Annotated in this window: 14 protein-coding genes; 4 read left to right on the top strand and 10 right to left on the bottom strand. The window is 46.8% G+C overall.

Features of this window, described 5'->3' with window-relative positions:
• Positions 1-6: 6 nt before the first annotated feature.
• Both ACXAH4_RS14155 and ACXAH4_RS14150 read left to right on the top strand, forming a co-directional pair.
• Positions 7-369, top strand: a complete 363-nt coding sequence (locus tag ACXAH4_RS14155; protein WP_119502168.1) for a response regulator — start codon at positions 7-9, stop codon at positions 367-369.
• 8 nt (positions 370-377) lie between these two features.
• A complete protein-coding gene (locus ACXAH4_RS14150) occupies positions 378-1,664 on the top strand; it encodes a methyl-accepting chemotaxis protein (protein WP_474882338.1) in 1,287 nt (428 codons plus the stop codon).
• A gap of 104 nt (positions 1,665-1,768) precedes the next feature.
• Here the strand turns inward: ACXAH4_RS14150 and ACXAH4_RS14145 are convergent, their stop codons facing one another.
• The 10 genes from ACXAH4_RS14145 to ACXAH4_RS14100 all read right to left on the bottom strand — a co-directional run bounded on the left by ACXAH4_RS14145 (position 1,769) and on the right by ACXAH4_RS14100 (position 9,526).
• Entirely contained in the window at positions 1,769-2,641 is an 873-nt protein-coding gene (locus tag ACXAH4_RS14145) for an aspartoacylase (RefSeq protein WP_474842905.1), read from the bottom strand.
• Positions 2,642-2,714: 73 nt separating this feature from the next.
• Complete coding sequence (yacG, locus tag ACXAH4_RS14140; protein WP_119503448.1) at positions 2,715-2,945, bottom strand: DNA gyrase inhibitor YacG; 231 nt, start codon at positions 2,943-2,945, stop codon at positions 2,715-2,717.
• Positions 2,946-2,984: 39 nt separating this feature from the next.
• Positions 2,985-3,737 (bottom strand): cell division protein ZapD, encoded by a 753-nt coding sequence (gene zapD, locus ACXAH4_RS14135; protein WP_474842903.1) that lies wholly within the window; start codon positions 3,735-3,737, stop codon positions 2,985-2,987.
• 81 nt (positions 3,738-3,818) lie between these two features.
• A complete protein-coding gene (gene coaE / locus ACXAH4_RS14130; RefSeq protein WP_474842902.1) occupies positions 3,819-4,433 on the bottom strand; it encodes a dephospho-CoA kinase in 615 nt (204 codons plus the stop codon).
• Positions 4,430-5,308 carry a prepilin peptidase gene (locus ACXAH4_RS14125; protein ID WP_474882337.1) on the bottom strand — a complete coding sequence of 293 codons (879 nt, stop codon included), beginning with the start codon at positions 5,306-5,308 and terminating at the stop codon, positions 4,430-4,432. Before ACXAH4_RS14125 ends, coaE begins: the two co-directional genes overlap by 4 nt.
• A 101-nt stretch (positions 5,309-5,409) precedes the next feature.
• Positions 5,410-6,618: a type II secretion system F family protein gene (locus tag ACXAH4_RS14120; RefSeq protein ID WP_474842898.1), complete on the bottom strand. Its 1,209-nt coding sequence runs from the start codon at positions 6,616-6,618 to the stop codon at positions 5,410-5,412.
• 59 nt (positions 6,619-6,677) lie between these two features.
• Positions 6,678-7,094 carry a pilin gene (locus ACXAH4_RS14115; protein ID WP_474882335.1) on the bottom strand — a complete coding sequence of 139 codons (417 nt, stop codon included), beginning with the start codon at positions 7,092-7,094 and terminating at the stop codon, positions 6,678-6,680.
• 420 nt (positions 7,095-7,514) lie between these two features.
• Positions 7,515-7,931 (bottom strand): pilin, encoded by a 417-nt coding sequence (locus ACXAH4_RS14110; RefSeq protein WP_474842894.1) that lies wholly within the window; start codon positions 7,929-7,931, stop codon positions 7,515-7,517.
• Positions 7,932-8,173: 242 nt separating this feature from the next.
• Positions 8,174-9,031, bottom strand: coding sequence for a carboxylating nicotinate-nucleotide diphosphorylase (nadC, locus tag ACXAH4_RS14105; RefSeq protein ID WP_474882333.1), 858 nt, complete (start codon positions 9,029-9,031; stop codon positions 8,174-8,176).
• An 18-nt stretch (positions 9,032-9,049) separates the two neighbouring features.
• Positions 9,050-9,526 (bottom strand): retropepsin-like aspartic protease family protein, encoded by a 477-nt coding sequence (locus ACXAH4_RS14100; RefSeq protein ID WP_474882441.1) that lies wholly within the window; start codon positions 9,524-9,526, stop codon positions 9,050-9,052.
• Positions 9,527-9,671: 145 nt separating this feature from the next.
• On the opposite strand from ACXAH4_RS14100, the gene ampD reads away from it, so the two are divergent.
• On the top strand, positions 9,672-10,220 hold the full coding sequence (gene ampD, locus ACXAH4_RS14095) for a 1,6-anhydro-N-acetylmuramyl-L-alanine amidase AmpD (RefSeq protein ID WP_474882331.1): 549 nt from the start codon (positions 9,672-9,674) through the stop codon (positions 10,218-10,220).
• Between the two features lie 65 nt (positions 10,221-10,285).
• Positions 10,286-11,152, top strand: a complete 867-nt coding sequence (ampE, locus tag ACXAH4_RS14090) for a regulatory signaling modulator protein AmpE (protein WP_474882329.1) — start codon at positions 10,286-10,288, stop codon at positions 11,150-11,152.
• The last annotated feature ends 145 nt before the right edge of the window (positions 11,153-11,297 follow it).

Genomic DNA, 11,297 nt, shown 5'->3' with positions numbered 1-11,297 from the left:
TGATCAATGAAGACCATCCATTTAGTTGACGATTCGGCGACCATGCTGATGAGTATGGAAATGCTGTTAAAACGTGCAGGCTACGACATCATTAAATCGGAAAATGCTGAAGCTGCGCTGACAACACTGCAAAGCGCGTCACCAAAACTCATCATCACCGATTTGAACATGCCGGGAATGAACGGCATCGAACTGATTAAAGAAATAAAGAAAAATACGAAATTCAGATTCACACCTATTTTGATGCTGACCACTGAATCCCAACAAACTAAAAGGGAAGAAGCAAAGCGTGCTGGCGCCACAGGATGGCTGGTAAAACCTGTCGAACCTGATCAATTGATCGCAGTAGTAAAACAATTGGTGCCGTAGGAGGCTTTATGGTGAATTTACGAGAAATATTTCTGACTGCTGTTGCACGCCTGAAGCAGGCTCAGTGGTACGCCAGTCCGTCTGTACAAGCGGCGGTACTGTGTATTACCGGAACAGGTATCGCGCTGGTAAGCGTGCTGCTTATAAACCAGTTTGCCGGAACGCAGTTGTCATGGTGGGGAGCAATTATTTGTAGTCTCGTAACCAGCGCTCTCTGGGTTGTACGTCAGACCGTGGCTGAAACCCGGTACATTGATGAACTTGAAACAGCACTGGCGGAAGCAAATGCTTATCTGGACAAAACTTCAGAACAGTTGCATACCACTCACCAGCAGGTAGATGAGTATGCAAGTATTTTGAACGGACAGATTGATGGTATTTCTAACATTACCGAAGAAGCTTCCGTCGACTTGATGAGTGCCTTGTATCAAATTGAAGAAGTCATTCAAAACGGTATCGACAGTATTGAGCTCTCCCAGCGGAATACTGCTGAATTCAAGGAAGAAAGTGCAGCGGAAATTGACCAGGCAAACCACCGTCTGGAAGAAATTACCCAGTTAATAAATACCCAGCATGAACACGACAAAGCGCACACTGCGGCGATTCAGGAGGTCCTGCAGGAAATTGATAAGCTCAAAGAGCTCACTGAGCTGGTAAAAAACATCGCGTTTCAAACCAACTTGCTGGCACTGAATGCAGCGATTGAAGCAGCCCGGGCCGGAGAATACGGGCGAGGATTCGCTGTGGTGGCAGAGCAGGTAAGAACCTTATCTTCCCAGTCGTCAGAGGCCGCGGAGAAAATTGAATCCGGGATCCGTTCCGCCATGGAAACGGCAAAAATCCACGGTGAAAAATTGCTCTCCACGAATCAGAGTGACGAAACCTGTGAGTTACTGACGTCGTTCTCCGGCTCTCTGGCCAGCATGACAGCCCATTACCGCCGGCTCGAGGAATTCAGCCCGCGGATGCTCAATTGCTTCAGCGGCGTAGCAAAAGACATCGCCGGTAAAGTCAGCGGGGCAATCGGTAAGATCCAGTTCCAGGATATTATCCGCCAGCGCGCCGAGAACGTAAAACTGGAACATGAAGCCCTGGTAAGCCTGTTCGGCCAGTTCTCTGACTACATTGACGGACGCAAGGCTTTCGACGATTCATTCAATTTAAGTACGGCGGAAATGTTTGAAAAATATGTCATGGAAGATCAGCGCCGTATTCACTTCGACCTGACCACCTCTACCGGTGAAAAGCGGGTAGCGCCGGAAGAAACCCGGGAACCGAAAATCGAGTTGTTCTGATCTGCATAGTTTCAGAAATGAAACAGGCCGCTCTGTAATAAGAGCGGCCTGTTTTTTATCGTCTCACACTAACCGGTACTTGGTGGCAGCACAAACCTTCAGGATCAGAACTCAATCCGGTCGGCGGTGGCGAAGGCCACGTCTAATTTGAAATATGCTGCTTCATTTATAAAGTGCGGATAGGTTTCTTTGTCACCTTCCCAGACATAATCTGAACCGTCAAAACCCCGGAATACAGGCGCACCCGGAAGCAGTGGCGTAAAATCCTGATCCTGAATGCTGTGATGGATCATGGCCTTACGTACGCCGTTCTCATCCAGCGGGAATTTTACCTCATAACCCAATCTGAAAGCCTCGCAGGCAGGCAGCGAATTCATTGAGCTGCTATCTGTATTCCAGGCGACACAAAAATCCAGAATCGCTTCCGCCATCGTTTGCGTTAACTGGTAAACATCTTCCCGTAATACGCCCTGTGGCTGAGCGCCGACTTCAATCATCACACCTTTTTTACCCACGGTGCATAAATAGCCATGAGATGCGTAGTCTTTTTCATCTTCCACCAGAATATTGGCTTCCGGCATGACGTCTTTAACAAACCGGGCGAGTTTGGTATTGAACTCGTCGGTTTCCAGCACAATAAGGGTAGCGCCCATGTGGCTGGTGGTATTGTGAATGTCGATGAAAAAATCTGTTGCAGCATTACCCTTCGGGCCAAAGCGTTCATTCAGCGATTTTGCCAGAATAGCCTCTCTGGCCGGGTTGTCTGCCGCAAGACGTTCAGCAGTAAACTGCCGGTTTAAATCTTCATCCAGAAAACGGACATTAGCGTTCATAGCCGCCGAATTGGCAAAATCACAGGTGACATTCAGAGACGAGAAGCGCTCAGGCAAACCAGACTTCTGCCAGTTGCGGATAAGTTGAATACCACTGGTCTCGTTGCCGTGAGTACCGCCAATAAGTGCAATTGAATTTAACATAAGAGAAAAGCCTTATCTGAATTCGGGCTGAGTGCCCGGATACATTCACACAAAACGCTCAACGGGGAAGGGTTTAGTGTTTAAAAAAATCGTCCTGCTGCTGACTGAGCATTGCTTCAATGTCCTCGATATCAGGCATTCCGGGCGGTGTATCAGAATGTTGCTTTGGCCCGGGAATCGCGCGCTCTTCACCAGCCCATTCTCCCAGATCGATAAGCTGGCATTTCTTGGAACAAAAAGGACGATGTTTATTTTCTGCAGACCACTCGACAGATGTGCTGCATACAGGACAGTTAACCTTCACTGAATTCACTCTCTTTCAGGTAAAAAGTATGGCGGCAGTCTAGCAGGCTGCCATAGCAAAAGACACTGTATTCTCCACAGAGGGAGACTGTCCGGCTTCGTTTTCAAACAGCATAAAGCGAATGGCGAAGCGGTATTTATTGCCGCTGAGAGTAGGGTAATACCCCTGATTGGCATCACAGCGAACGCGGATTAATCCGCATTTGTCATCAGCTACACCCTGATAAAAGCCGTTTGTGGCTTCCATGGGTTTAAACGGACCTCTTTCCCGCAGGAACGACAACAGTACCGAAACTGTTTCTTCCAGCAATGCCAGGGATAAAAGCCATTCCTTCATCGATTCCTGAATGTCTTCTTTGGAACGGTTAAGCCAGTAGTGCAAATTGGGTAAGTCAAAACTGCAGGTGCCGCCGGGTATGGAAAATCGCTGCCGGATACCGTTAAGAAATTTATCATCTTTCAGCGCTGTGCCGAATTTGCGTTCCGCTTTTAGCTTTCCTTTCAGGCGTACAATCACTTTTAAGGACTGTTCAAGCGCGTCTGTATCAATATTCGGATATTGGGACCAGTGCACCAGATTGCGTTCATGCACATCAAGATCTTTAATCAGATCCGTACGCAGATCAATCCGGTCCAGCAGATCCATAAGGGTGAATAATTGCTCGAAGAAGTACACATGCAGGGCTTTATTCTGCACTGAGGCACCGGTCTTCAACTGCGCAAGCAGATGCTCGATGCGCAGGTAATTCCTCACTTTTTCTTTAAGCGGAAATTCGTATGTGGTGCTGGTCATGTGGGCCTCTCTGATAAACTGTTAGCACTACAGCGCAAAAGTGCCAAAATATCAAGCCCTAAGGAAAAAACAGCCGTTCAGCTACCGGGGGGATTTCTCTGCTGCTTTCAGTAATATTTGATGTAATTGTTCAACCTGAGCGGGTAAAAGTTCAAGCGCACCGTTGTTATCTATAATATGACTGGCCTTAGCCAGCCGGTCATGACGGCTGGCCTGAGATGCCATGATCCCGCGGATAGTTGTCTCGTCACTGCCATCCCGCTTAAGTGCCCGCGTAAGTTGAGTGTCTTCCTCACAGTCAACCACAATCACAGTATCTGCCATTGCATCAAGTCCGTTTTCTATGAGCAGAGGCACCGAAAAAATCACGTAGGGGCTGGTGGCTGCTTCCAGCTGCTTTCGCATTTCTTCCCTGATTGCCGGATGGAGCAGGGCGTTAAGCCACTGTTTTGCCGTTTCATCAGCGAATACCTGTTTACGCAACGCGGCGCGGTTCAAACTGCCGTCTTTTTGTAAAATGTCACGGCCAAAATGACCGGCGATTTTCGCAAGCGCCGGCGTACCGGGTTCAACCACCTGACGGGCAACTACGTCAGCATCGACAATGGTTATGCCGAGCTGCGCAAATAAATCACTGACGGCAGACTTGCCGCTGCCGATCCCGCCGGTTAACCCTGCTACATAAGGATGGCTCATGCACCCGTCACCCAGGCAAGATAACCGTCTATGATCTCTGCCTTGTACAATAATGTGAGATAACCGGCGACGGCGAGATACGGACCAAAGGGGATCGCAAGAGATTTACCGGAGCGCTGAACGATCATCAGTGTGATACCTGCCGCGGCTCCCACCACGGAGGAAAGCAGGATAATAATGGGCAGACCCTGCCATCCGGTAAAGGCACCTAATGCGGCAAGCAATTTAAAATCGCCGTACCCCATTCCTTCCTTCCCGGTGAGCAATTTAAACAGCCAGTAGACAGACCATAAACTTAAATAGCCAGCAGCAGCACCAATAATGGCATCCACCGGACCGGCAAAAACAGATTGAGTACTTAAGATCAGGCCCAGCCAAAGCAATGGCAGTGTTAGTTGATCCGGCAGCAGCATTTTATCAAGGTCGATAAAGAGCAGCGCAATAAGAATAAATACTACCAATACCGCCCAGATGCCCTGCGCTGTGGCACCGAAATGCCAGGCTGTAAAAGTACACACTAGCGCGGTGAACAGTTCTACCAGCGGATAACGGATTGAAATACCAGACTTACACCCGGCACATTTACCGCCCAGCATCAGATAGCTGATCACAGGAATGTTTTCCCATGCCCGGATTTTGTGATGACAGTGCGGGCAGGTGCTGTCCGGTTTTACCAGATTAAAAGGTTCCGGCTGTTGGACTTGCTCGTTTTCGTGAAAGTAACTTTGGTATTCCGCTTTCCAGCTTCGCTCCATCATGATAGGAAGACGGTAGATGACAACGTTTAAAAAACTGCCAACCAGCAAACTGAAAATAAAGATTGTGGTGAGAAACACCGGCAGACTCTGCTGCATTAATGAAATGATGGCGTCCATATAAGCGCTTTATTTTTATCGTGTTCTGATACAACAAGACTGCCCGAAAAGCAGTCCTGTCTCAATGAATAATTAGGGCTAACTATATCAATAGCTGGGTTTTATACTACCTGACCCATCTGGAAGATAGGCAGATACATGGCCACAATCAAACCACCGATGATGACACCCAATACAGCCATAATGATAGGCTCCAACAGGCTGGTTAAACCATCAACCATGTCATCCACTTCTGCTTCATAAATCGAAGCAACTTTTGATAGCATTTCATCTACTGCTCCCGATTCTTCGCCGATAGCAACCATTTGGGTAACCATATCTGGAAATACATTGGTGGCCCGCATGGCAGTATTCATTTGCAACCCTCCCGCTACTTCTTTCTTAATGAATAGAATCGCTTCACGATAGATGGCGTTACCCGAAGCGCCTGCGGCAGAATCAAGGGCACCTATTAAGGGAACACCTGCAGAAAAGGTAGTTGATAAAGTTCGTGCAAATCTTGCCACAGCCGCTTTTTTCAGTATTTCTCCAACCACAGGAGTTTTTAAGATTAGCGCATCCACCTTATCTCGCAAAACGGGCGATTTGCGATGAGCCCTTATGAATAGGAAAACTCCGGCAGCTATACCTGCACCGATAAATATGCCGTAATCCTGAACAAAACGGGAAATAGCAAGGACAAACAAAGTAAACGCCGGGAGCTCAGCTCCGAAACCGTTGAAAATCTCTTCAAACTGGGGGACAACAAATACCAGCAAAATTGTAGTAACGATGAAAGCTACTACAACCACAGCAATAGGATAAAACATAGCCTTTTTGATTTTTGATTTGAGCGCTTCTGCTTTTTCTTTATATGTCGCGATTCGATCGTAGATAGTTTCCAGTGCACCGGATTGCTCACCAGTCTTCACCAGATCACAGTATAAATCATCGAAATAAAGAGGGTGTTTTCTTAAGGCAACTGACAAAGGATTACCGGCTTTAACTTCATCGGTAATTTTACTCAGCATTTTACGCATGGCAGGTTTATCATGGCCATTAGCAATCATTTCCAGTGATTGTATTAAAGTTACACCGGCACTTAACATTGTTGCTATTTGGCGAGATATTACGCAGATGTCTTTAGCATCTATTTTCTTTTCACCACTGAATAGTGGCTTGCTCATCTTCTTAACTTTGTAAGCAGAAATTCCCTGACGTCGTAATAAATTCTTAGCTTCAGCCAATGTTACAGCGCTGATTTCACCTTTGCGATTACTGCCCTGTCGATCTTTTCCTTGCCAAACAAAGGTTTCAGCTGTTTTTGCCATGATCTATTCCTGAAAGTAACTTAATTGGAGCTATACAAAAGTTAGATAGCTGAGCTTTATTAGCAGAGACCTGTTGTCTTACACGTACCAGTTATTGTCCATTGAATTGGGGCACTGATACCGTTTGGAGTCATTATATAAGTAGCACCGTCTACTTCCGCTGTACCAGTTGCGGTAATAACTCCATCGGTGATAGACACAGATGAGATTACACCTGATGCGCCTACTGCTGCTGGTAAGCCGTTTGAACCTGCATCGGCATCGCCAATTGCAGTTATTCCACCACTTTGGACTGCAACTTCATATGCGTTTTTAAATGATGTAGTTGCCATCATCACTTCTGAGAATTTGGCTTTTTTGGTGTAGGTTTGGTATGCAGGTAAGGCTACTGCGGCAAGAATTCCGATAATAGCAACAACAATCATCAACTCAATTAGAGTAAAGCCTTTCTGTTTTTTCGTTTGAAGTATCATCATATTGTATCTCCGGAATTGCGTGTATCCTGTGAACTTGATTCTGGTTTCAATGAGTAAAGTTTATAATTAAAATTTTTACTTATTTCTCGAGATATCTAAGGCTCAGTATAGAACGCGAGACATCGCTTACAAGTATCTGGAACTATACATATGAATAGCTAGGTTATGCTGAGAAATGCCTCTTAAATCCTCGTTCTTCATCTAACAAATCCCCAAGGATAATGTGAGAACTACTAATGTCGACTGTTCTTGTGCCCGGACTTTTTAATCATCTGCCGGATAAATCTCGACTGAGAAATATGAGTTATCTACTTATTGTTCAAGGGGAGAGGGAACTTAGATACTGAATCAAAAATACCGTGGCTGTTGAGTTGAACGAAAAGAGCCCGGTAAAACCGGGCTCGTCATATTATGAAATGATTAACACAGACCCGCTGCTTTGCAAGTGCCGCTGATGTCCCACTGAACGGGAGCTGTCACGCCGTTAGGAGTCAGAATGTAGGTCACGCTGTCTACTTCTGCTGTGCCTGTTGCAGTGATTACACCGTCAGTAATAGATACTGATGTAATGACGCCTGAAGCACCTACAGCCGCAGGAAGGCCATTTGAACCTGCATCAGCATCACCGATGGCTGTAATATCACCACTTTGGACTGCAACTTCGTACGCAGTTTTAAAGGCGGTGGTCGCCATCATCACTTCAGAAAACTTCGCTTTCTTGGTGTATGTCTGATACGCCGGCAAAGCAACTGCTGCCAGGATACCGATGATAGCAACAACGATCATCAGTTCGATAAGAGTGAAACCTTTTTGGTTTTGAGCGTTAACATTTTTCATGGTATATCTCCGGGTTTGCGTATAATGCGCTAAATTAAATCTTTCATTCAAAGTTACGATTTATACCCGAGTCGTCCTTTTCAACGTCCCCGGTACTTGATGCTCAGTATAGGCGGAGCAAGCCAACTGACAAGTATTCAGAAATATACATATGAATAGGTTCTACAGCAGTGAGGGGATAAGAGTGAATACCTTTAGGGGATAACAGGAATGTATCCACTCTTTTGATTTGTAAGTGAATTTTATCCTTTCATAGCGACACGAAGCGACAGATCGATAGCCTGAACGTGTTTCGTTAATGCCCCTGAAGATATGAAGTCAACCCCTAATTTTCCTAAAGATTGCAATCTTTCTTCCGTAATATTGCCAGACACTTCGAGTTTACTACGGCCTTTTGTGATGTCGACTGCGCTTTGGATCTGATCGTTTGTAAAGTTATCCAGCATGATGATATCTGCACCTGCATCCAGCGCCTGCTCAAGCTCATCAAGGCTTTCCACTTCCACTTCCACCGGTTTGTCCGGATGATTTTGCTTTGCGATCTGTACAGCCTTCGTAATCGATCCACAGGCAAAAATATGATTCTCTTTGATCAGAAAGGCATCGAATAATCCGATCCGGTGATTCTGACCACCACCACAGGCGACGGCATATTTTTGGGCAAGGCGTAGTCCGGGCAGCGTTTTACGGGTATCCAGTATCTTCGTCGGATAGCCGTCAAGCAGCGATGCATAGTGATGTGCAACGGTTGCAGTACCGGAAAGGGTTTGCAGAAAATTCAGCGCAGTGCGCTCGGCAGTGAGAATGCCTCTGGCAGGACCGGACAATGAAACCAGCACGTCATTAGCTTTGGCTGCACGCCCGTCTTGTGTATGGATCGTGATATCTATTTGTGGATCGATCAAGTTGAATGCCGCTTCAACCCAGGCCATACCACAAACAATACAATCTTCACGGGTAATAATGGTGGCTGTGGCCTGCGTGGATGCATCAATCAGGTTTGCGGTGATATCTGCACCGGCGTCGGCGCTGCCGCCCAGATCTTCAGCCAGTGCTTCTGAGACTTGCTGGCGGATCGCGGCTTGAGAAGGAATAGTCATGCTTACGCTCTGCTTATATTAAAGTGTACGCAATATTAACCATTCTCCGCGCTGAGTAAACTCAAGCTGCTTTAAAACGCTCATTCCGAGTAAAATTTGTTCACCATTCATACCGGGGTTGAGATTCGCACGTACGTTATAAACAGTAATATCGCCAATAGACACACTGTTTAACTCAGTTCTTGCAACGCGAACCACACCGTTGGCGGTTTGTGCCAGTGCACTGCCCGTAGGAATTAAGCCAAGTCTTTCCTGCAGATGTGCGGGAATGGCAACATCCGTTGCGCCGGTATCGATCATAAACTCAACCGGTACGCCGTTTATCGTGCCCGCCGTGACGTAATGACCGGCGCGGTTTTGTTTCAGCCGTACTTCCGTCTGATTATCAATGCGTACAGATTCCGGTTCACGATTCGGGTTTTCCTGCCGGTCAAGCAAGTCGCCAAAAACAAATGTCAGCAAGCCCAGCCCGCAAATCCAGGCCAGTATGTACATCCACTTTCCGGCATTATGTTCACTGCTCACCGTTCCCCCGGCTATATATACGTGTCTAACTTTGAAAGTTATATGTAGGGTTATTCTTGAGTATGGCAATAGCAGATGTCAAACTTAGGCATGACCTGAGATTTTCTGTGCGACCATGGATTTTATCCCCGACAGTCAGTACACACCGTCACCGTTCTATGATGAGCGGCCGGAAGATGCCTGCATTTCATTGCTTGTCATCCATAATATTTCATTACCTGCCGGACAGTACGGTACAGGTGACATCCGCCGGTTGTTCACCGGTACCATTGATATCAATGCACATCCTTCATATAGCGATCTTAAAAACGTAAAGGTATCTGCTCATTGTGTGATTTACCGTGACGGGCAGGTTGAACAGTTTGTGCCGCTGTCGGCAAGAGCCTGGCATGCCGGGCTTTCTGTTTTTCAGGGGCGTAATAAATGTAACGACTACGCCATCGGTATTGAAATGGAAGGTTGCGATTACAAACCTTTCACTGCAGAGCAATATCAGGCCTTACAACGGGTGACACAGTTTATTATCGACACCCATCCGGCCATCACCATTGGCAGAATTACCGGACACAGTGATATTGCACCCGGCCGTAAAACCGATCCCGGTGAGTATTTTGACTGGTGCCGGTTGCGTACAGGCTTGTCGTTTGAAGCGACAAAGCAATAGTAACGTTAGTTAGTATTGTTTAAGTGATAACGGGTCACCGGACCCGGGCATAAAGGAATAATGACGTGATTTTGATAAGTCTTCTACTGGCGCTGGCGTTTGACAGAATGTTCTTGCGGAACCGCTACTGGCAGTCACCGGTCTTTGTTAACTTCTGTTTGCGAAAAATGGGGATAAGCAGCGACGATACACAAGCATCCCGCAAAATCTGGCTGTACCTGCTTATACCGGCGGTGCTTTTAGGGCTGACAGAAACTTACATATTCGGTGGCTTTCTGACATTTATCGTTCAGACGGCGGTGCTGTTCCTCGCATTAGGGTGTACGAATTTTCGCCGGATTTATAAGTCCTGGCTTCAGGCTGCCCAGCGGGAAGACAGAGAAGCCTTTGATTTGTATGAAAAAGAACTACATCTCGGGTTGCTGGGTAAAGAAGACAATGAACCGGAGCCGGACGACGGCACACGCATGCAGCAGTTACTTTTGCTGGCAAACTTCCGCTATTACGGCGCGGTAATGTTGTTCTTCATATTCTTCGGCGCACCGGGCGCATTGTTCTATATGCTTGTCCGTGAAGCTCACCATTATTACCGCGGTAATCACATGGAGGCAGCGCTGACCACAGGACAGTTGCTGTTCGCACTGGAATGGTTACCAGCCCGTGCGGTGACATTGGGATTTTTGGTGGTGGGGCATTTCTCCCGCGCCACATCCGTCTGGCTTGAGAAACTGACAAATGTGTCTGAAGGCACGCCTGCTGTACTCTGGTCTGTAGCCCGTCAGGCTGAAATTATTGAAGCCGGAGACAGTGCTACATGTAGCAGAATGGCTGCGTGTGCGCACGTTCAGGCAGGCGTAAAACTGGCAAAAAGGAATATCATTTTTATTCTGGTGATCACATCTGTGCTCACCATTACCGGATGGGTTGCCTGAAGCTTAAAGCACGTTAAATCAACCGGATTTGAACAGAAAAACAACATATTTCGCTCATCAGACCAGATGATGTTGTAAAAAAATTTCAACAATTTCAATATCTAGCTCGTCTAAAAGGTTAAATGTAAGTTACTTTCGATGGGTG

The sequence above is a fragment of the Alteromonas sp. ABV2_168 genome (genome assembly GCF_056161165.1).
This window is presented reverse-complemented; position numbering and strand designations above follow the sequence as displayed.